This window comes from Bradyrhizobium ivorense (genome assembly GCF_900696085.1).
Lineage (GTDB): Bacteria > Pseudomonadota > Alphaproteobacteria > Rhizobiales > Xanthobacteraceae > Bradyrhizobium > Bradyrhizobium ivorense.
On sequence record NZ_CAADFC020000007.1, the window covers coordinates 134,268 to 155,667 of the forward strand.

General features: G+C 66.0%; 17 protein-coding genes. 10 read left to right on the forward strand and 7 right to left on the reverse strand.

Annotated features, from left to right (window positions below; all coding sequences use genetic code 11):
- Positions 1-103: 103 nt before the first annotated feature.
- Positions 104-898, forward strand: a complete 795-nt coding sequence (locus CI41S_RS11005; protein ID WP_139858974.1) for an inositol monophosphatase family protein — start codon at positions 104-106, stop codon at positions 896-898.
- Between the two features lie 2 nt (positions 899-900).
- Here the strand turns inward: CI41S_RS11005 and CI41S_RS11010 are convergent, their stop codons facing one another.
- The 4 genes from CI41S_RS11010 to CI41S_RS11025 all read right to left on the reverse strand — a co-directional run bounded on the left by CI41S_RS11010 (position 901) and on the right by CI41S_RS11025 (position 7,234).
- Positions 901-1,542, reverse strand: coding sequence for a glutathione S-transferase family protein (locus CI41S_RS11010; protein ID WP_139858975.1), 642 nt, complete (start codon positions 1,540-1,542; stop codon positions 901-903).
- 70 nt (positions 1,543-1,612) lie between these two features.
- Entirely contained in the window at positions 1,613-2,740 is a 1,128-nt protein-coding gene (locus CI41S_RS11015) for an AAA family ATPase (RefSeq protein WP_139858976.1), read from the reverse strand.
- Positions 2,741-2,866: 126 nt separating this feature from the next.
- Entirely contained in the window at positions 2,867-6,022 is a 3,156-nt protein-coding gene (locus tag CI41S_RS11020) for a multidrug efflux RND transporter permease subunit (protein ID WP_139858977.1), read from the reverse strand.
- A gap of 6 nt (positions 6,023-6,028) precedes the next feature.
- Positions 6,029-7,234 carry an efflux RND transporter periplasmic adaptor subunit gene (locus tag CI41S_RS11025; protein WP_139858978.1) on the reverse strand — a complete coding sequence of 402 codons (1,206 nt, stop codon included), beginning with the start codon at positions 7,232-7,234 and terminating at the stop codon, positions 6,029-6,031.
- 548 nt (positions 7,235-7,782) lie between these two features.
- On the opposite strand from CI41S_RS11025, the gene CI41S_RS11030 reads away from it, so the two are divergent.
- From CI41S_RS11030 to CI41S_RS11050, 5 genes are all read left to right on the forward strand, one after another.
- Positions 7,783-8,772: a flagellar motor protein MotA gene (locus CI41S_RS11030; protein ID WP_139858979.1), complete on the forward strand. Its 990-nt coding sequence runs from the start codon at positions 7,783-7,785 to the stop codon at positions 8,770-8,772.
- Positions 8,773-8,787: 15 nt separating this feature from the next.
- Positions 8,788-9,171 (forward strand): VOC family protein, encoded by a 384-nt coding sequence (locus tag CI41S_RS11035; RefSeq protein ID WP_139858980.1) that lies wholly within the window; start codon positions 8,788-8,790, stop codon positions 9,169-9,171.
- Positions 9,172-10,200, forward strand: coding sequence for a peptidoglycan -binding protein (locus CI41S_RS11040; protein WP_139480557.1), 1,029 nt, complete (start codon positions 9,172-9,174; stop codon positions 10,198-10,200). It begins immediately after the preceding gene.
- Positions 10,201-10,650 (forward strand): GNAT family N-acetyltransferase, encoded by a 450-nt coding sequence (locus CI41S_RS11045; protein WP_139858981.1) that lies wholly within the window; start codon positions 10,201-10,203, stop codon positions 10,648-10,650.
- Positions 10,651-11,109: 459 nt separating this feature from the next.
- On the forward strand, positions 11,110-11,376 hold the full coding sequence (locus CI41S_RS11050; RefSeq protein ID WP_139480555.1) for a hypothetical protein: 267 nt from the start codon (positions 11,110-11,112) through the stop codon (positions 11,374-11,376).
- Between the two features lie 140 nt (positions 11,377-11,516).
- Here the strand turns inward: CI41S_RS11050 and CI41S_RS11055 are convergent, their stop codons facing one another.
- Positions 11,517-11,843 carry a PilZ domain-containing protein gene (locus tag CI41S_RS11055; RefSeq protein ID WP_139480554.1) on the reverse strand — a complete coding sequence of 109 codons (327 nt, stop codon included), beginning with the start codon at positions 11,841-11,843 and terminating at the stop codon, positions 11,517-11,519.
- A gap of 316 nt (positions 11,844-12,159) precedes the next feature.
- Here CI41S_RS11055 and CI41S_RS11060 point away from each other — a divergent pair, with 316 nt between their 5' ends.
- Entirely contained in the window at positions 12,160-13,674 is a 1,515-nt protein-coding gene (locus CI41S_RS11060; RefSeq protein ID WP_139858982.1) for an AMP-binding protein, read from the forward strand.
- A 12-nt stretch (positions 13,675-13,686) separates the two neighbouring features.
- Here the strand turns inward: CI41S_RS11060 and CI41S_RS11065 are convergent, their stop codons facing one another.
- Positions 13,687-16,893: a KAP family P-loop NTPase fold protein gene (locus tag CI41S_RS11065; RefSeq protein ID WP_139858983.1), complete on the reverse strand. Its 3,207-nt coding sequence runs from the start codon at positions 16,891-16,893 to the stop codon at positions 13,687-13,689.
- 284 nt (positions 16,894-17,177) lie between these two features.
- Between CI41S_RS11065 and CI41S_RS11070 the strand changes: the two genes are divergently transcribed.
- The 3 genes from CI41S_RS11070 to CI41S_RS11080 all read left to right on the forward strand — a co-directional run bounded on the left by CI41S_RS11070 (position 17,178) and on the right by CI41S_RS11080 (position 20,747).
- A complete protein-coding gene (locus CI41S_RS11070; RefSeq protein ID WP_139858984.1) occupies positions 17,178-18,251 on the forward strand; it encodes a DUF2252 family protein in 1,074 nt (357 codons plus the stop codon).
- Positions 18,252-18,420: 169 nt separating this feature from the next.
- A complete protein-coding gene (locus CI41S_RS11075; RefSeq protein WP_139480550.1) occupies positions 18,421-19,392 on the forward strand; it encodes a S1C family serine protease in 972 nt (323 codons plus the stop codon).
- A 272-nt stretch (positions 19,393-19,664) separates the two neighbouring features.
- Positions 19,665-20,747 carry a carboxylesterase family protein gene (locus CI41S_RS11080; RefSeq protein WP_139858985.1) on the forward strand — a complete coding sequence of 361 codons (1,083 nt, stop codon included), beginning with the start codon at positions 19,665-19,667 and terminating at the stop codon, positions 20,745-20,747.
- Between the two features lie 283 nt (positions 20,748-21,030).
- Here the strand turns inward: CI41S_RS11080 and CI41S_RS11085 are convergent.
- The coding region (locus tag CI41S_RS11085; RefSeq protein ID WP_139858986.1) for a transposase at positions 21,031-21,400 on the reverse strand (370 nt) is incomplete at its 5' end.

Here is a 21,400-nt window from a genome sequence, read left to right on the forward strand (position 1 = left end):
CGATCCTTCGAGACGCGCGTTCCGCGCTCCTCAGGATGACGGGGAGAGAACTCCCTGCGCTGCCAGCGCCGACACATCCAACATTCTCGAGTCAGTACACATCATGCTCTACTCCGCCCTCATCAATGTCATGGTCAAGGCCGCGCGGCGCGCCGGCCGCAGCCTCAAGCGCGACCTCGGCGAGATCGAGCATCTCCAGGTCTCGCTGAAGGGCCCGGCGAACTTCGTCTCGCTGGCCGACAAGCGCGCCGAGGAGATGCTCTACGCCGACCTCGAGAAGGCCCGGCCCGGCTACGGTTTTCACGGCGAGGAAGGCGGGCACCGCGAAGGCTCCGACAAGAGCCACACCTGGATCGTCGATCCGCTCGACGGCACCACCAACTTCCTGCACGGCATCCCGCAATTCGCGATCTCGATCGCCCTGGCGCGGGAAGGCACGGTGATCGCGGGCGTGATCTACAATCCGGCCAATGACGAGCTCTACACTGCCGAGCGCGGCAAGGGCGCGTTCCTCAACGACCAGCGGCTGCGGGTGGCCGGCCGCCGCCAGCTCAACGAATGCGTGATCGCCTGCGGCCTGCCGCATATCGGCCGCGGCAACCATCAGGTCGCGCTGCAGGAGATGGCCGCGCTGCAGACCAAGGTCGCGGGCTTCCGCCGCTTCGGCGCCGCCTCGCTCGACCTCGCCTTCGTCGCCGCCGGCCGGCTCGACGGCTACTGGGAGCGCAATTTGCAGCCCTGGGACATCGCGGCCGGCCAGATCATGGTGCGCGAGGCCGGCGGCACCGTCTCCGGCATCCAGGGCAATGACGACCCGCTGCAGACCGGCCACGTCGTCTGCGGCAACGAGTTCGTGCACGGCGAGCTGATCAAGATTTTGAAGCCGCTCGGGCAGTAGCGCTACAGTCCCGGCGATCTCGCCGCCCAAGCCTTGGTGGCCTGGCAGCTGTCCATCGCTCGGGCGTAGGCAGGGCGTGCCGTCGTGCGGGCGAGATAGTCCCGCTCGGTCGGACCGGGGACGTAGTTGCCGGTTCGCAGGCCGAGCAGCAGGGCGTAGCTCACCGAGATATCGGCAGCGGTGAAGCGGTCGCCGGCGAGATAGGGGTGGTCCGCGAGGCGGCGGATCACGAGCCCCAGCCGGCTCTCGAAGGTCTCGAATGCCCAGCAGGTCACCCGGGCACCTCGCTCGGCTTCGGGTGCCAGTTGGCGGCCGACAAGGACGGCGTTCATCGGCCCGGCGAGCCCGGCCTCGCCCATGTGGAGAAACTGCAGATAGGACGCGAACGCGGGATCGTCGGGGGCGACGGCAAGCGAACCTGAGCCGTGGCGGGCGAGCAGGTACTCGAGGATCGCGATCGATTCGACCATGATCGTCTCGCCGTCCTGCAGTGCGGGAATGAAGCCGCCGGGGTTGATCGCGAGGAAATCGCGATCATTCTCGACGGCCAGTACATCGACCGGGCGCAGCCGATAGGCCAATCCCAATTCCTCGAGCAGCCAGACAACGCGGAAGCCACGACCTTCGCCATAGACGGTGAGCATAGTTGAGCGTTCCTGATTGGGCTGGATACTCGCGGAGCTAAGCCGGTCGCGTAACTTATGGGTTCACGATCTAATCGTCATCCTCGTCGTCGTCCTCGTCGCGAAATTCACCAGCGATGGTCAAGCCTTCGATGGTCGTGGCGCCCTTTTCCTTGATCACCCGGCGAAGCGGGACCGAGCTCTCGCTGCGCAACGCCTCCATCAGAGGTTCCGAATGGGTGACGATCCAGACGTCGGCGCGGCGGGACGCCTTGGCGATCAGGCGGGCCAGCGGGCCCAGCAGCGATGGATGCAGGCTGGTCTCGGGTTCGTTCAGCGCGATGAATGGCGGCAGCCGATAGCCCATGAACACGGCGAGCAGGCAGATATATTTCAGCGTGCCGTCGGACAGTTCGTGCGCCTTGAACGGACGCGGCATATCCGCCAGTCGCAGATCGAATTCGCACCGGCCGTTGTCTTCCCAGGCGCGGAGCTCGGCACCCGGAAACGCGTCCTCGATCGCATTCTGCAGGTCGGCCGTGTCTTCCCTGATGAGCGACAGTGTCGCCAGGGCGGCAGCCAGATCGCTGCCATCGGCGCTCAGCGCAGGCGTCGTGATCGCGAGACAGGGTTTTCGGATCGGCGACGCCGGGTCGCTGCGAAAATCGTGATAGAAGCGCCAGCTCTGCATCGCGTTTCTGATCAGCTCGACTTCGGGACATTCCCTGCCATCGAGAAAACCGGCGAGCGCGGTTTCCGACGGCAGCACCGCCTCCCTGTGCTCGCACCAGGCGCCGCTCTCGCCACGGACACGGACCACTGAATTGGTCCGCTCCATCAGCGTGACTGTTCGCTTGCCGTGGGTCGCCTCGATGCTTTCCGACTTGATCATCGGCTCGCCGGAAAATGCCGCCTCGACCGGGGCGGGATATCCGAGCTCGATGGCATATTTCACGTGGTCGAATCTGGCCGCCAGACGCAGCCGTCCATCCTCGCCGCGCTTGCGGATGCCGGACCAGCAGACCGAGTTCAATCCACCTTCGTCGGCGATGGTGCGCGTGATCTGGCCGGTCGCGGCGTCACGCAGCAGCGACAGCGACTTGTAGAGATTGGATTTGCCGACACCATTCTCGCCGACGAAGACCGACAGCGGTTGAATGGGCATGACGAGCCGCCGAATGGAGCGATAATTCGAGATCGCAATATCGGTCGGGCGCATCACATGCTCTCAATCTCCGGGTTGCCTACACGCTCCCCGTTCAATCCAGAGATGCAATCTGGATTGGTCAGCTCGCAAAAGCAAGCCGGGAGCGGCGCCAAGGTTGAACAGCGCCAACCTCGAGCATCAATGCGCGCCCTTGGCCGGCGCGGGCGGGCCGTAGACTTCGCCCGTCTCTGCCGCCTTCTCGCGGTCGCCGGCGAGCACGCGCTGGACGCTGACGAAGAACACCGGGACCAAGAGCAGCGCGAGGATGACGACGGCGATCATGCCGCCCATCACCGAGGTGCCGAGCGCCTGCTGGCTGGCGCCGCCGGCGCCGGTCGCGATCGCCATCGGCAGCACGCCGCAGACGAAGGCAAGGCCGGTCATCAGGATCGGGCGGAATCTGAGACTGCACGCCTCCACCGTCGCCTCGACCAGCGGCTTGCCCTGGGCGCGCAGGTCCTTGGCGAACTCGATGATCAGGATCGCGTCCTTCGCAGCGAGGCCGATGATGGTGATCAGGCCGACGGTGAAATAGACGTCGTTGGACAGCCCGCGCATCGTCGCGGCGACCACGGCGCCCAAAATGCCGAGCGGAATCGTCAGCAGCACCGCGAGCGGAATGGTCCAGCTCTCATAGAGCGCGGCGAGCAGCAGGAACACCACCAGCACCGACAGCGCCAGCAGGAACGGCGCCTGCGAGCCCGACAGTTTTTCCTGCAAGGATTGCCCGGTCCATTCATAGCCGAAGCCGCGCGGCAGCTTGTCGGCGAGCCGCTCCATCTCGGCGATCGCATCGCCCGAGGTAAAGCCGGGCCGCGCCTCGCCGGAGATGCGCACCGCCGGATAATAGTTGAAGCCCCCGATCTGCGTCGGTCCCTTGGTCCACTCGATGGTGGCGAAGGCCGAGAACGGCACCAGCTGGCCGCGGCTGTTCTTCACATTGTAATTGAGGATGTCGTCCGCGTTCATGCGGCTGGTCTTGTCGGCCTGCACGATGACGCGCTGCATGCGCCCGCGGTTCGGGAAGTCGTTGATGTAGTTCGAGCCGAGATTGGTCGAGATCGTGTTGTTGATGTCCTCGAAGGTGAGGCCGAAGGCGCCCGCCTTCTCACGGTCGATCATCAGATTGACCTGCGGCGCCGGCGGCAAGCCTTCGACATAGACCTTCTGCAACACCGGGCTGGCATTGGCTTCGGTGACCAGGCGATCGGACGCCGCGATCAGCGCCGCGTAGCCCTTCTGGCCGCGGTCCTGCAGGCGGAACGAGAAGCCCGAGGAGTTGCCGAGGTTGTCGATCGGCGGCGGTTGCAGCGCCGAGATCCTGGCGTCGCGGATCGACGACAGGTCGCGGTTGATGTCGGCGACGATGGCGGCCGCGGAATCCTTCGGCCCGCGCTCCGACCAGTCCTTCAAGGTGATGAAGGCCTGCGCGGTGTTCATGCCCTGGCCGAGGAAGCTGAAGCCGGTGAGGAACGTCACGTTCTCGATGCCGGCGCGGTCCTTTAGGTATTTTTCGACCTTCTCGACCGCAGATTCGGTGCGCGCATAGGACGACTCAGACGGCGTCTGCACGTCGGTGGTGATAAAACCCTGGTCGTCGACCGGCAGGAAGCCGCCGGGCAGCCGCACAAAACCCCACCCAACCGCGGCGAACAGCACGGCATAGATCAGCATCAGCCGGCCGGTGCGCTTCAGCCCGGCCTGCACCGTGCGCGTATAGCCGGCGCGGCTCGAATCGAGCACGCGGTTGAACCAGCCGAACACGCCCCTGCGGGCATGGCCGTGGCCCTGCTGCACCGGCTTGAGCAAGGTCGCGCACAGCGCCGGCGTCAGCGACAGCGCGAGCAGCGCCGAGAACGCGATCGCCGCCACCATGGTAACCGAGAACTGGCGGTAGATGATGCCGACCGAGCCGGGGAAGAACGCCATCGGTACGAACACCGCCATCAGCACCAGCGTGATGCCGATGATGGCGCCGGTGATCTGCGACATCGCCTTCTTGGTGGCCTCCTTCGGCGGCAGGCCTTCCTCGGCCATGATGCGTTCGACGTTCTCGACCACGACGATCGCGTCGTCGACCAGGATGCCGACCGCCAGCACCATGCCGAACATGGTCAGCATGTTGATCGAGAAGCCGGCGATCATCAGCGTCGCGCAGGCCCCGAGCAGCGCCACCGGCACCACGATGGTCGGAATGATGGTGTAGCGGATGTTCTGCAGGAACAGGAACATCACGATGAACACCAGCACCACGGCTTCGACCAGGGTCATCAGGACCTTCTCGATCGAGGCCTTCACCACCGGGGTGATGTTGTAGGGGATCTCGTAAGTGATGTTGGCCGGGAAGAAGCGCGACAGCTCCTTCATCTTGGCCTCGACCGCGCTCGCGGTCGCCAGCGCGTTGCCCTTCGGCGACAGCAGCACCGAGAGGCCGGCGGTCGGCTTGCCGTTGAGGCGGGTGTTGAACTGATAGGACAGGCCGCCGATCTCGATCCGCGCGACGTCGCGCAGCCGCACCGTCGAGCCGTCGGCATTGGCGCGCAGAATGATGGCGCCGAACTCGTCGGGCGAGGCGAGCTGGCCCTTCACCAGCACCTGCGCGGAAATCTTTTGCGTGTCGGTGCTCGGCTCGGCGCCGATGCTGCCCGAGGCGACCTGGGCGTTCTGCGCCGAGATCGCCTTGTTGACGTCGTCCGCCGACAGGCCGTAGCCGACCAGCTTGGCGGGATCGATCCAGATGCGAAGCGAGCGCTCGGTCGAATACAGCGTGGCGCGGCCGACGCCGGGAATGCGGCGGACCTCGCCCAGCACGTTGCGGATCATGAAGTCGCCTAGACCAACCTCGTCGAGGCTGCCGTCGGTCGAGTTCAGCGTGATGATCTGCAGCACCGCGCTGGATGCTTCCTCGACCAGGATGCCCTGCTGGATCACCGCGCGCGGCAACCGCGCCTCGACGCGCTTGAGGCGGTTCTGCACCTCGACCGAGGCCTGGCTGGTGTCGGTGCCCGGCTTGAAGTTGGCGATGATCTCGACCTGGCCGAGCGAGTCGGAGGTCGATTCGAAGTTGAGGATGTTGGCGGCGCCGTTCAGCTCCTCCTCGATCAGCCGGGTGACGCTGTTGTAGAGGTTTTCAGGCGACGCGCCGGGATAGCTGGTCGAGATCGAGATCGAGGGCGGCGCGATGATCGGATATTGCGCAACCGCAAGCAGCGGGATCGAGATCGCGCCGATCAGACAGATGAATAGCGCGACGACCCAGGCGAAGATCGGCCTGTCGATGAAGAAAGCGGGCATCTCGGATCACCGCACCGCGTGCGCGGCTTGCTGAGTATCCGCCGGTGCTGCAGCCGCGTCGACTTCGCGCCACGGCAGCGGCCGGACCTTGTCGCCGGCGGCGAACTTCTGGAAACCTTCGACCACGACCTTGTCGCCGGCCTTCAGGCCCTCGGTGATGAACCAGGTGCCGCCCTGCAGCGAGCCGGTGCGCACCGGCTGCACCGCGACGTGATTGTCGGCCTTGACGACGAACACCTCGCTGCCGCCGCCGCCGTTGCGCTGCACCGCCTGCTGCGGCACCGCGATCGCGTCGCTGTCGATGCCCTGCTCGATCTGCACGCGGACATACATGCCCGGCAGCAGGATCCGGTTCGGGTTCGGGAACTCGCCGCGCAGGGTCACCTGCCCGGTATAGGCGTCGACCTTGGCGTCGGAGAACAACAGCTTGCCCGGCACCGAATAGATCGAGCCGTCGTCGAGCACGAGACGGACCTTCATTGCATCGGGCGCGATGCGGTCGAGGTCGCCGTTCTCGAAGGCGCGGCGCAGCTGGTTCATCTCGGTGACCGACTGCTGGAAATCGGCGTAGATCGGATCGAGTTGCTGGATGGTCGCGAGGCTCGACGCGTCGTTCTGCACGACCAGCGCGCCTTCCGAGACCAGCGCCGCGCCGATGGTTCCATCGATCGGCGCACGGATGGTGGCGTAATCCAGATTGAGCTTTGCGCGCGCGACCTCGGCCTCGCGGCCCTGCACGTCGGCTTCGGCCTGCTTCAGCGTCGCGATCGCCTTCTCGTTCTCGGATTCCGGCGCGGCGCGCTGGCTGGTCAGCGTTGCAATACGGCGGGCCTGCAGCGAGGCCTGCTCCTGCACCGCCTTGGCGCGCGACAGCGCGGCCTCGGCCGACTGCAGATCGACTTCGAACGGGCGCGGATCGATCTGGTACAAGGGATCGCCGACCTTCACCTCGCTGCCCTGCGAAAACATCCGGTTGACGATGATACCGGAGACGCGCGGACGCACCTCGGAGACACGGGTCGGCGCGATGCGGCCCGGCAGCTCGCGCACCATTGCGCGCGCCTGCGGCCTCACGGTGACGACGCTGACGTCCGGCTCGGGTGCTTGCACGGCGGCGACTGCGGTATTCGCGTCATCGCAGCCGGCAAGCAGTGGCGCCATCGCGGCCAGCATCAGAGCAATGCATGCCGATTGCGCGCGAAGTCCAGACATCGAGATTGTCGCCCCTGATTGGTGTGAACAAACAAACGGCGGTGCCACGACGAACACCGCTGCGTTGATGCCATGAAAATAAAACCCCGTTGCTGCGACGCAATGCGTTTCGCGGCGGCTCATTGTCACACAAACCTATCGCACTGAATTTTCGCATCTTTTCACGACTCACCGGATTGTGAGCGGGTTCCATTGCAGGCTGTGGGAAGGCATTAAGCAATGCGTGAGCGAGAAAGCGCAATTTGCGTCGTCTCGCTGACGGGTCGCGCAACATTGTGAGGCGGCCGCCCGAATCGCGGGCGCCGCGCCGCGATGATGCAACTACGATCACCGCATCCTCGTTGGCTGGTGTCCGGATCGCCGATCGCGGGACGATTGCGCCGGGATGCCCGTTAATCCCGGATAACTGCACCGAACGGGTGCAGACCAGACAGGCTCAACCAAAGGTTCGTCCTTCGGGCGGTGGATTCGCCTTTCCTCACTTTCCTCCCTCTGCCGCTGTGCCATATTGCTGTCAGATGCGGCCTTCGCGAACGGATGATCCGGCAATGCCCCCTTCCCGCTCCGACATGGAGATCGAACTGAGCAAATTGTCCTCGCCCCGCATCTTCCTGGTGCGGATGCTGGTCTTCCTGGTGCTCTGCGGCCTGATCGGGGTCGTGCTCTACAAGCAGATCATCACGGCGTTTTTTGCCAATCCCGGGCTGAATGCCCTGATCGGCGCGGTGCTCTTCATCGGCATCATCCTGACGTTCCGGCAGGTGATCCGGCTCTACCCCGAGGTGGCCTGGGTCAACAATTTCCGCATCGCCGACCCCGGGCTGGCGATCGCGCGCCGCCCGACGCTGCTTGCCCCGATGGCGGCGATCCTCGGCGGCGAGCGTTCCGGGCGGATGTCGATCTCGCAGCAGACCATGCGGCATCTGCTCGATTCGATCGCAACCCGGCTCGACGAGGCCCGCGACATCTCGCGCTACATGACCGGGCTGCTGGTGTTCCTCGGCCTGCTCGGCACCTTCTGGGGCCTGATCGAGACGGTCGGCTCGGTCGGCAAGGTGATCGACGGGCTGAAGGTCGGCGGCGATGCCGGGGCGCTGTTCGACACCCTGAAGGAGGGCCTCGCCGCCCCGCTCGGCGGCATGGGCATCTCGTTCTCGTCCTCGCTGTTCGGCCTCGCCGGCTCGCTGATCCTCGGGTTCCTCGATCTGCAGTCGAGCCAGGCGCAGAATCGCTTCTACACCGATCTCGAGGACTGGCTCGCCACCACGGTGCGCGGCATTTCCGGCGAAGGCGCCGGGGCCGGCGGCGCCGACCTGCAGGGCGCGATCGAGCGGCTGCGCACCTCGATGGAGGAAGGCGGCGGCACCCGCAACACCACCGCGGCGATGGCCAATCTCGCCGAGGCGATCCAGGGCCTGGTGGCGCATATGCGCACCGAGCAGCAGATGATCCGCGAATGGGCCGACGGCCAGGGCGAGCAGAATCGCGAAATCAAGCGGCTGCTCGAGCGCCTCGCCCGCCAGCCCGAGAAGAGTTGAGCCACGGAGGCCAGCGTGCTCGATCACGTCACCATCGGCGTCACCGATGTCGAAAGGTCGAAGGCCTTTTATGACGAGGCGCTGCGCGCGCTCGGCATCAGCCGTCTCTATGCGGAGGGCACGGCGTTCGCCGGCTACGGCATCCGGCCGAAGGCGTTCTTCTGGATCGGGGTCCGTGACGCGTCGCAAACCGGAGCCCACATCGCCTTTACGGCCAATGATCGCGCCACCGTCGACCGGTTCTACGCGGACGCCATCAAGGCCGGCGGCAGGGACAACGGACCGCCCGGAATTCGGCCGCACTACCATGCAAACTATTACGGCGCCTTCGTCCTCGATCCCGACGGCCACAACATCGAGGCCGTTTGCCACGCGCCGCAGGAAACCAAGGGAACCTGAATGGCCCTCGCCCGTTCGCGCCGCGGTGAATCCGCCTTCAACTACTGGCCCGGCTTCGTCGACGCGCTGTCGACGCTGGTGCTGTCGATCGTATTCCTGCTCTCGGTGTTCCTGGTGGTGCAGTTCTTCCTGTCCCAGGAAGTTTCCGGCAAGGACAAGGCGCTGGAGCAACTCACCGCCAAGATCGCGCAGCTCAATGATCTGCTGTCGCTGGAGAAGCTCGGCAAGCTTAATCTCGACGACCAGCTGACGCAGCTGCGCGCCGGCCTCGCCTCCGCCGAGAGCGAGCGCGACCGCATGAAGGGGCTCTATGAGGGGCTCGCCAGCTCCGGCAGTGACGCGCAGGGCCGCGCCAGCGAGCTCAACAAGGCGCTGGAGTCCGAGAAAGGCGTCACCTCGCGGGCGCTGGCGCAGATCGAGGTCTTGAACCAGCAGATCAGCGCGCTGCGCCGCCAGCTCGCCGCGCTGGAAGAGGCGCTCGATGCCTCAGAGAAGCGCGACAAGGAATCGCAGGGCCGGATCGCCGATCTCGGCCAGCGCCTCAACGTCGCGCTGGCGCAGCGGGTGCAGGAATTGTCGCGCTACCGCTCGGAATTCTTCGGCCGGCTGCGCGCCATCCTCGGCAACCGCCCGGATATCCGCATCGTCGGCGACCGCTTCGTGTTCCAGTCCGAAGTGTTCTTCGAGACCGGTCAGGCGACGCTGTTGCCGGAGGGCAAGACCGAGCTCGATACCGTGGCGAACGCGCTGATCGATCTCGACAAGAAGATCCCGACCGAGATCGCCTGGGTGCTGCGGGTCGACGGCCACACCGACGTGCGGCCGATCAACAGCCCGCTGTTCAAGTCGAACTGGGAGCTATCCTCGGCGCGCGCGATCTCGGTGGTGCAGTATCTGGTGTCGCTCGGCGTGCCGGCACAGCGCCTGGTCGCCGCCGGCTTTGCCGAATTCCAGCCGCTCGACACCGCGCAGACCGAAGAGGCCTACAAGCGCAACCGCCGCATCGAGCTGAAGCTGACGGAACGCTAAGTGGCAGCCGATTTCACGCTCCGCCCTTATCGTGCTGCCGACGAGGACGCGGCGATCGAGCTGTGGCGGCAGACCTGGCAGCAGGCCTATCCGTCGATCGATTTCAACGCGCGCGTCGCATGGTGGCGCGACCGCTGGCGCAGCGAGCTGGTGCCGCAGGCGGCGATCGTCGTCGCCGAACAGAGCGGCGCGCTGACCGGCTTCGTCACCATCGACCAGACCGGCTATCTCGACCAGCTCGTGGTCGATCCCGCGCATTGGGGCTCGCCGCTCGCCGGCGCGCTGGTCGACGAGGCCAAACGGCTGTCGCCCGCCGGCGTCACGCTGCTGGTCAACAAGGACAACGCCCGCGCCATCCGCTTCTACGAGCGCAACGGCTTTGCGCATGCCGGCGAGGACGTCAACCCGACCTCGGGACGCCCGGTGCTGAAGATGGCGTGGACGCCGTAGGGGCGGCGCGATGCGCACCGTGCCGTCGTCCTGGCGAATGCCAGGACGACATTGAGTATGTGGCGCTACCGTTAGTCCCGTCATCCTGAGGTGCGAGCCCTTGCGAGCCTCGAAGGATCGACGGCCACCAGCCGGGCCGATTCATCCTTCGAGGCCCGCCCAGCAGCGCAATTGCGCTGCAAGGCTCGCACCTCAGGATGACGGGGATAGATTTTGCCCCCAAACCTCTCCCAGGCGTCGTCCCGGGCTTCGCCGGGACGACACGGAGTTTGCTGCGCGCCGCCTGCCAAATAACGGTGTCATCACCCGCGCACGAGGACAGGCATCGCCGCTTCAACTGATGGCGAGCATGCGCGCGGCGCATCCCACAACGACGTGAGGGCGGTTGGGGAACGCGACCTGCAACGCCACGTTGATGCTGCGAAGACTTTTGTCGCGTCTCAATGCGGAGATTACCGAATGTTCAGGAAAAGGCTCGCCATGATCGTTGCCGCGTGCCTCGTGCTCGCGCCGGTCCAGTCGTTTGCGCAGAACGCGGGCGGCACCCCGCTGCCGCCGAGACCCGGCGACCGGGCCGCTCCGACCGGCGCGGTGGGCGGCAGTGCGCTTCCCGCGTCGAGCGGACAGCGGGTCGGGGTGTCCGGCACAGGCGGCACCGCGCTGCCGCCCGACCCCGGCGCCATCGGCGGCACATCCAGCACCGGCAACGGCGTAGCAAGACGTTAGCGCGTAGCCCGGAAGAGCGCGCGCGATGACAGGCTCCGCACAATCCGGAGGTAGTCGCGCAACGTGTGAGAGCATTCCCGGATTTCGCTTCGCTTCATCCGGGCTACGAAATTTTCGTGAAGCTGGAATGCTTGGATGCGCTAGATCACGCCGACCGGATCCGCGGCCTCCGGCGCTGTCTCGGCCACCACATCCGCCGTCACGAACTTCAGCCCGTAGGTGTTGCCGCGACGCCAGACCACCTCGCAGGGGTAGCGCTTGGAATGATCGGCGAGCAGCGTCAGCGCGAGGCGGTCCTTGACGTCGAACTCCACCGCCGTCGTGATCTTGGCGCCGCCGGGCGAGACGTCGACGACGGCGCATTCGCTCTCGGTGGCGCCGTCATCGACCGTGATCCAGGCCGCGCGGTTGTTGAGCTGGCGCCGCGGCTCGCGACTGACCTTGATCCGTGCACCATTGCTCGTCATCGTCGTCGATCCTGAGGGCGTTGCGCGCCGGGTGCGTCGATGGACGCGCCATGCCGTTCGGCGCACAACCACGACCGGCACATTGGCGAGGTCGCGTAAAGCCCGGCTTAGCGCGATCGCTTGAACTTTACCGGAATCTTGACGCGGCTTTTAGGGAATGGGGATTCCGCAAGCCCATCAGCGGGATACCGGCTGCGCGGAGGTCCCGGCGCTTGACTCGGAAGCGGCTCTCTTGGTGAACTGGCAAGGCGCGGCATCGGCCGCGCGCCTTGCATCAAAGAGCGCCGCAACGCGCCTCGCCCAACGGAAACGCCCCATGCTGATCCCCCTCGCCGACGTGCCGCGCTGGTATGCCGAACGCAAGCCCACTGATGCGATCGCCGTCAGTCACGGCGCGGACACCCTGACCTGGGAGCAGCTCGAGCGCCGCGCCAATGCACGGGCGCGCGCCTTCATGGCCAAGGGCGTCAAGCCCGGCGACTTCGTCGCGATCGGGCTGCCCAACAGCAATGCGTTCTTCGAGACCAGCTTTGCGGTGTGGAAGTGCGGCGCGACACCGACCTCGCTGTCGTGGCGGCTGCCGCGCGGCGAGGCGGCGGCCGTGCTCGATATCCTCAAGCCCGCGCTGGTGGTCGGCGGCGAGGCCGACTGGAACGCGCCGAATTCGCTGCCGGCGAACTTCGTGCCGGACGGATTTTCCGATGCACCGCTCGATCCGCCGGTCGCACGCTACTGGAAGGCGATGACCAGCGGCGGCTCGACCGGGCGGCCGAAGGTGATCCTCGACCACGGCCCCGCCGTGATCGACACCGCCGCCGAGGCGACGCTCGGCATTGCGCGCGACACAGCGCTGCTCAATCCGGGACCGCTGTATCACAACGCACCGTTCATCCTGTCCCACTACGCGCTGTTCGGCGGCGGACGGGTCACCGGCATGGTGAAGTTCGACGCCGAGGAGACCTTGAGGCTGATCGCGCGTGATCGCGTGCAATGGGTGAATTTCGTGCCGACCATGATGCACCGGATCTGGGCGCTGCCCGAGGAGGTGCGCAGCCGCTACGACGTCTCCAGCCTGAAAATCGTGTTTCACATGGCGGCGCCGATGCCGCCCTGGCTGAAGGAGAAGTGGATCGAATGGCTCGGGCCGGAACGGATCTGGGAGCTCTATGGCGGCACCGAGCGGCAGGGCGCCTGCGTGATCAATGGCGTCGAATGGCTGGCGCACAAAGGCTCGGTCGGCAAGATCGGCGAGACCGCAAAGCTGCGCATCATCGGCGAGGACGGCAACGACGTCGCGCCGGGCGAGACCGGCGAGATCTATTTTTTGCCCAATGACGGCGCCGGCTCGACCTATCACTATCTCGGGGCTGTGCCGAAACGGCGTCCGGACGGCTGGGAATCGCTCGGCGATATCGGACGGCTCGATGCCGACGGCTATCTCTATCTCGGCGACCGCCTCGCCGACATGGTGCTGCGCGGCGGCGCCAACATCTATCCGGCCGAGGTGGAGGCTGCCGTGAGCGAACATCCCGACGTGCGCTCCTGCGTCGTGGTCGGACTGCCCGATCCGGAGTTCGGCCAGCGCGTGCACGCGATCCTCGAGCTCGACGACGGCGCGGACGCGCAGGCGATCGCCGACGGCATGGGCGATTTCCTCAAAGACAGGCTGAGCCGCTACAAGCATCCGGAAAGCTTTGAGCGCGTCGGCACCGCGCCGCGCGACGATTCCGGAAAGGTCCGCCGCACCCTGCTGCGCGACGAGCGCGCGGCCTGGATCAAGCAGGACCGCAATTTCCGCATCATGCCGGCGCGAGCCGCGCGGGCGGAGTAGCACGGCCGCTCCTCATGCCGGCGGTGGCGTCGCCGCAGTCGTATCCTGTCCGGCAGGTGCATCGGTTCGGCGTTCCGCGACGAGGCCGGCCAGCAGGCGGAACGTCGGCAGCGCCACCGCATTGGCATAGGGATCGCCGAACTTGCTGCGGAACTCACTGAGCGCAGCCTGAACCAGCTTGGCGTCCTCTGCCTGCTCGCCGCCTCCCATGATCCGGACGCTCAGATCGTCCAGCTCGGCCCCGAGCAGCTCTTCGTCGACGTCACCGGTCACCGCCATCGCGACCAGCGCCGCCTCGGTGAATGGCGGCGTCTTCCCGGCCCGATCCGCTTCGGTGCTCAGGTCGCGCAGCCGCATCGCCATGAACCGCAGCCGATTGACAAACCGCTTGATCGCGCGCGGGGTTTCGCGCGTCCTGGTGATGCCGTCGATCCAGATCCGCAACGCCTCCTGAAAATCCGCACTATCGCTGACCACAGGCTCGATCTGCAGCCGCGGCAGGAACTGGATGCTGATGATGATCAGGAACAGCGCGAATGCGGCAACCATGGCGGCCGGCGGCACCGTCCCGAGCACACCACGTGCACCGAGCCCGGCATTGGCGAGCTCCGGGCTGCTCACCGGCGCGCCGGTCAACGGGGATCGCAGCGTCGTGGCCGCAGGTGCATCCGGCACGGCGGGAGGCGACGACGGATTGCCGTTGACGGTGGCGCTCGGCACGGTGCTCGACGCCGCGGTGGATGCGGCCACCGTCGGCAATGACCGCGTCACCAGGGTGACGCCGAGCCATGCCGATGCGATCAGGAGAGCAACGACGAGGGCCGTGCTCAGCATCCCGGATATCGTGCGCGCGACCGTGCGCCAGGTCTCGACCTGCGGCGGTCCTGCGTCGGCGCGCTTGAGGCCGAGCAGAAGCTCGACGGTGTCCTCGCGGCTGCGCGGAACGGGCACGACGAGGTGAATCAGCTTTTCAAGATAATGCGAAGCAAACTCATTGAGGGCCAGCAGCCGCCGGCGCCGCAATTCGGACGGCGACGGTTCGGCCGCACCCGACGGCTCGCTGTCGTCGAGCTGCAGCGTCATATCCTTGTAGGAGTCCGCGATCGCTGCCTTGACCTTGTTCTCGTCCAGCCCGAGCACGACAAAGCAGCGGCCGGCGCTGGTCACGAAATTGATGGCCTCGAGGATGTCGACAGTCTGTTTTGGCGCGCAGCGATCGAGATCGTCGATGAAGATGACGAGCCCGGGATGCGGCGGGCGCCGCAGCGTGTCGCAGAAGACCGCGAATTCGGAGGCAAAGCGATAGCGGAACGAGAGCTGCTGCTCCATGTCCTTGGTGCTGGGTTGTCCGCCCAGCGTCGACAGCAATTCCGCCGGGATCGATTTGAGCGGCTTGAACAGCTCCCACAATTTCTTGCCGGCATAGATCAAGGCCGAGATTCCGCCGGTCGACAGGCCGATCGACGTGACGGCGGACGCCGTCCCCGGCGTGCCCGCCGCAGGGGCCATCCGGGCGGCAGGCGGCTCCGGCATCAGCAATGCCCCGATCCGGTCCGCGAGCTGACCGAGAACGCTGGCCGCCATTTCCAGATGCGTGGCCACGATCCACAGGGCGACGCCCACAAAGACCAGCAGCGCGACCGTCGCATTGGGATCGGCACCGATCCGCTTCCAGGCGACGCGCAACCGATAGATGAATCCGGGCACCGTCCAGAGCGGCGGCACCGCCTGGCTGCGCACGGCCTCGAGCAGCGCCGCAAGCAGATTGTCCTCCTTCTGATTGTGCCAGGCGTTGAACCATACGGTTCGGACATCACGCGCGCCGAGTTCCTCGCGCACCAGATTCATCAGCGACGTCTTGCCGGATCCCCATGGTCCGGTCACCGCGATGGCGACCGTCGGCTTGGTTTCGGTGTTGCGCAGGAATCTCGCCATCGAACGCGCGATCGGCCGCAGACCGAGTGCATCCTCGTCGTTCAATCCGATCGGATCGTCGGACACGCCGTGGTCGGCGATATGCTTCTGGGGCACCACCGGCAACTGCTTGAGCCGCGCCCTGGTGCCGCGCTCGAATGCGAACGCGCCGAGGGCAAAGGCCACGAACACCCACGGCGCCGGCAGCCAGCGGTACGATAACAACTGCCAGCCGGCGCCGCCGTTGAAGGTTTGAAACGCCGCGTCCGACGAAATCCCGCGCTCGCTCCCCTGCGCGCTCCAGGCCCAGCCGCGATCGGACGAGACGAAGGCCACGAACTTGATGGCGCCGGCTCCGGGGACATTGAGCCGCGTGACGCCGAGCGTTCCGTTGGCGTCGGCGGTCATCCGGAAGATGTCACCGAGCTCACCACCAACCCAGATTGCCTGCTTTCCGCCGGACGGCGGAGTTCCGGCTTCGGCTCCCAATGTCGCGGAGTAGACCCATGATAGTGGATCGACCCGCGGCGCGCTGGCATAGTTTGCAAGGAACAGCTGCGGATCGGGCTGGTCCGGGAAGACACCACCATCGATCAGCTGCAAATCCAGGGGCGTGATTTGGACGGTCGGAAACGCTAAGGTCGTGGTCGAGTTCGCAGGCGTGTCATGCGGAAGCGCGAGGCAAGGACCGGTATTCTGACCTTGCCTGACAAATGTGAGGCAGGTCCCGCTGGCCGGATCCGGATTTCGGAGTTGCAGCACCGTACGGGCCGATGCGATCCGGGTCTCGAAATACGGAATCAAGAGCGGCGCGAACACAGGGGGGCGCGCGGCCTGATTTGCGACCTGCGCCTGCTTCGTATTTGCGACGGCGTTGTCCTTCGAGAAGGATTGCGCGCTGGCGGCGCGCGCCGGCCCTTGCGGCACCCTGACCTCGAGGGTGCCTTCGCTCCATCCCAACGCGCTGCGAAACTTCTCGCGAACCTCGAAGCCGTCGCCGGCTTGCTGCGGAACGAACGGCAGGTCGGCAAAGTCCGGATGCGGGATCGTCGTGAACAAATCGCGCAGCGCCCACCCGCGTTCCGTGAACAAATCCTGACGAATCTCGCCGCCGACCGGCAGCCCGAAATACCAGCCGCCGATGACACCCCAGAAGCCGGCGAACGCCAGCAGGTATGAAGCCGCAAACCACAACGCATGGCGCGGCAGCGCGGATGCGTTTGCAGCCTCTGGCTTCGCGGCGCTCGGGTCAGCTTTGCTCGTCTCGCTCGGGGACGGTGTTGGACTTTCCGGTTGATAGTCCATCTGTGCCTCTCTCGCGGTCAGGCATCGGACGCAACGGGGCAGATCACGGTCTGCAGACGGCTTACCGTCTCTTCTCAAATGCACGCCGGAACGACCCGGCAATCGCCAATGAGGTTTACTCTACTCACGGCACAACTTTGAGAGGAAGGGCGGATTTCACATTTTGGAGGAATTTTTCGCAGGTAGCGCGCATCTGAATAAATTGCCGATTTTCGGGATTTTCGTTGCGATGCGTCCCCAAATAGGGTGCCCTTGTCCCACGCAACAACCCGAGCGAGAATCCCATGTCGTTTCGCAGTGACAACGCGGCGTTCGAGGCCTGGCTCGGCCGGCAGTGCAAGGTCGTCAAATCCGAGATCAAGTACAAGCACCGCAGGATGAAGAAGTCTCCGTTCATCTTCCTGCGCGCGACCTATTTCCGCTGGGCGCGCAAGATCGGCGACTGGTGCCCGGAGCTGATGGATGCCCCTCGCCTGCTCGCGATCGGCGATTTGCATCTGGAGAATTTCGGCACCTGGCGCGACGCCGACGGGCGGCTGGTGTGGGGCGTCAACGATTTCGACGAAGCCGCAATGATGCCCTATGTGCTCGATCTGGTGCGGCTTGCCACCAGCATGCGGCTCGCGCCGCGACCTGCGATCAGCGCGCGCGAGGCGGCCGAGGTGCTGCTCGACGGCTATCGCGAGGGCCTCGACGATCCGCAACCGGCGCTGCTGTTCGAGGGGCAGACCTGGCTCAGACCCTATGCCGAGCCCGGCGAAGGCAAGCCGGAGAACTTCTGGGATGAGGTCGCGAAGTTTCCAACCGCGAAGCCGCCGCCGCAGATCACCGCTGCGCTGCGCGCCAGCCTGCCGCGCGACGTCGCGCGGGGCAGCATCCGCTTCGCCCGCATCCTGCACAAGGGCGGCGGCAGCCTGGGACGGCCGCGCTATGCCGCGATCGCCTATTGGCGCGGCGGCCAGATCGTCCGCGAGGCGAAGGCGCTGGTGCCCTCGGCGTGGAGCTGGGCGCATGGCAAGGGTGGCCGTGCGCCATCGAACTTCATGACGCTCGCGACCGGGCGGCACCGCGCGCCGGATCCGTTCCTGCAGGTGCGGCAAAACTTCATCCTGCGCCGCATCGCCGCCGATGCGCGCAAGATCGAGCTCGGCGAGGAGGCCGGGCGCAAGCTGCAGCGCAGGCTGATCAAGGCGATGGCGTTCGATGTCGCGTCGATCCATGCCGCCGGCGTGTCCCGGATCGACCGCTTGAAGGACGATCTCAAGCGGCGGCAACGCAAGCAGCGCAACTGGCTGGATCAGGCCGCCGAAATCGCCGAGGAAAAAGTCCGGCGCGATTTTCGGGAATGGCGCGGTTGACTTGACGGTGATCGCGCCGGCCGCGGCTGGCATGCGATGTGCCATCTCGAAATCGGGTCAATTCACTGTTATATATGACAGAAGCGTCCGCTGTTCCGGACCGTGATCTTTTCGGGTCGCACGGCGTTAGTGTGCATACGCGCGTTTTGCGATCCTGCGGAGACCCTCCATGACCTCGATGACCGAATGGAAAGTGCCAGCGGCCTTTCAGCCCCGCCCCGAAGATTACCGCTTCGATCTCGATCGCGCGCTGATGAGTGTGGTCGGGCTGCATTCGATCATTCCACCCGACGCCTTCAGCGCCGAGACGCTCGGCACCGAGCGCGTCGGCAACGGCGTCTTGATCGACGACGGGCTGGTGCTGACGATCGGCTATCTGATCACCGAGGCCGAAGCGGTGTGGCTGCATCTCGGCGACGGCCGCGTGGTCGAGGGCCACGCCATGGGCTTTGATTCCGAATCCGGCTTCGGCCTGGTGCAGGCGCTCGGCCGTCCCAACATCGCGCCGCTGCCGATCGGCTCGTCGGCGGCCGCGCGGGTCGGCGACAATGTCGTGGTCGGCGGCGCCGGCGGCCGCACCCGTTCGGTCGCGAGCCAGATCGCGGCGAAGCAGGAATTCGCCGGCTACTGGGAATATCTGCTCGATGAAGCGATCTTCACCCATCCGTCGCATCCGAACTGGGGCGGCTGCGGGCTGATCTCGGACAGCGGCGAACTGATCGGCATCGGCTCGCTGCAGCTCGAGCGTGAGCGCGCGGGCCACGCCGAGCATGTCAACATGATCGTGCCGATCGATCTGCTCGGCCCCGTCATCACCGACCTGCGCAAGTTCGGCCGCGTCAACAAGCCGGCGCGGCCGTGGCTCGGCATGTACACGACCGAGATCGACAACCGCATCGTCGTGGTCGGCATCGCCAGCAAGGGACCGGCAGCGCGCGCCGAATTGAAGAACGGCGACGTGATCCTCGCGGTCGCCGGCGACAATGTGACGGACCAGGCCGGCTTCTACAAGAAGCTGTGGTCGCTCGGCTCGGCCGGCGTCGACGTGCCGCTGACCGTCTACCACGAAGGCGTCACCTTCGACGTCACGCTGACCTCGATCGACCGCATGCGGCTGTTGAAGGCGCCGCGGCTGCATTAGCGATGCGATGAAGCTCAGGCGGATCACGCTCTCTTCACCTCTCCCGCTTGCGGGGGAGGTCGCATTGCATCGGAGATGCAATGCGGGTGGGGGCTTTCTCCACGCAAAGGCTTTCGCGAGCGGCGACACCCCCACCTATAGCCGATGCTTCGCATCGGCGTCCTATTCAAGTACGGCGGCCGAAGGCCGCCTGTGCCTTCCCCGCAAGCGGGAGAGGGGGCGCAGCTCGCGCTGCGGCTGCGATTCTCTAGCGATCAACAAGGATAGAAACGATGAGCGAGGCCGTGGTCGACAACATCGTGGCCGTGCTGCCGCCGCTGCTGCAGACGCTGGAATCGCTGTCGTTCGTCGCGCGCAACCTCAACCCGGCGGAGTTCGGCAACGTCATGCAGATCGCGGGCGAGCCGGACGAGGCCCTGCTCGCGGTGAAGCCGCGGCTAGCCGATTGGCCGGAGCAATTCTCGCACATCAGGGCGCCGCTGCAGGCCGCGATCGACGCGGCGCTGGCGGGCTATGCGGGGCTGCGCGCCGTGATGAACGGCGAAGGCGACCTCGTCAGCGTGTTCCGCGCGCTGCGCTATCTGCCGCGGGCGCTGGAGGCGCTCTACCCGCTGACCGAGTTGCCGCCGGTGAGCGGCTTCTTTATCGCGCCTGAACTGCGCGAGGATGCCGAGCTGCAGGCAAAACTCGCCGCCGTGCCGAACGACAACACCGGCGTCTTCCATGAGGGCAACGAGCCGGGCAGCCGCGGCGGCTTCTCGATGTACGTGCCGGAATACTACACGCCGGACCGCGCCTGGCCGCTGGTGACGGCACTGCATGGCGGCAGCGGTAACGGCCGCGGCTTCCTGTGGAGCTGGCTGCGCGATGCCCGCAGCCGCGGCGCCATTCTGGTCGCACCGACCGCGACCGGACAAACCTGGGCGCTGATGGGCGGCGACAGCGACACGCCGAACCTCAATCGCATCCTCGACCAGGTGCGCGCGCGCTGGAACATCGACGAGACGCGGATGCTGCTGACCGGCATGAGCGACGGCGGCACCTTCAGCTATGTCAGTGGGCTCGACGGTGCGTCGCGCTTCACCCATCTTGCGCCGGTTTCCGCGACGTTCCATCCGCTGATGGCGGAGATCGCCGACGCCGAGCGGCTGCGCGGCCTGCCTGTTTTCATCACCCACGGCCGGCTCGATTGGATGTTCCCGGTGCAGACCGCGCGGCAGACCCAGGGCCTGCTCGCCGCCGCCGGCGCCAACGTCACCTATCGCGAGATCGACGACCTCAGCCACTGCTACCCGCGCGAGATCAACGCGGAGATCTTGCAGTGGCTGAATGGGGCACAGGCCGCCGACGCCTGAGGGACTCCCTCCCCGTCATGTATGGACGGCCCCCTGTCGGCAAGGGCTTTCTTGATGTTTCGGCAAGCGGATCGGGGAGCGGTCATGTATACGGCCTCGAGATGCGGCCATTGACCGCGGGCCCTGATGGAGATCGCTGATCGAATTCCAATCATTGCGGCGCGCTGTGACGCGCGATGACGTGGCGGAGTGTTTCGATCCCGGTTTCCTGACCATTTGCCATCACACCTTGATTGCCCTTCCGATAGGAATGAGCGCGAGCGCGGCGGCTGTCGCCCCTCGACTAGGCAGCAGCCGGCGCGCTCGCGCGGTCGCGGTAAGGTTCTCCTTTGACCAGCATGGCCCAGATGATGCGCGCGGTCTTGGCGGCGAAGGCCACCATGGCGACCTTGTAGGGCCGCCGCGCCAGCAAATCACGCAGCCATGGATCGCTGACGCCGCGCGCCTTCTGCTGCCGCAGATGGGCGCTGGCGCCGTTGATGAAGAGCGCGCGCAGCACGCGATCGCCCTGCTTGGAGATGCGGCCTGGGCGATGCTTGCCCCCGGTGCCGTGATCTTTGCCGGTGAGCCCGATCCAGGCGGCAAAGTCCCGGCCGGAGCGGAACAGCTTCGCATCGGGCACTTTGGCCAACACCGTGCTGGCGATCATCGGG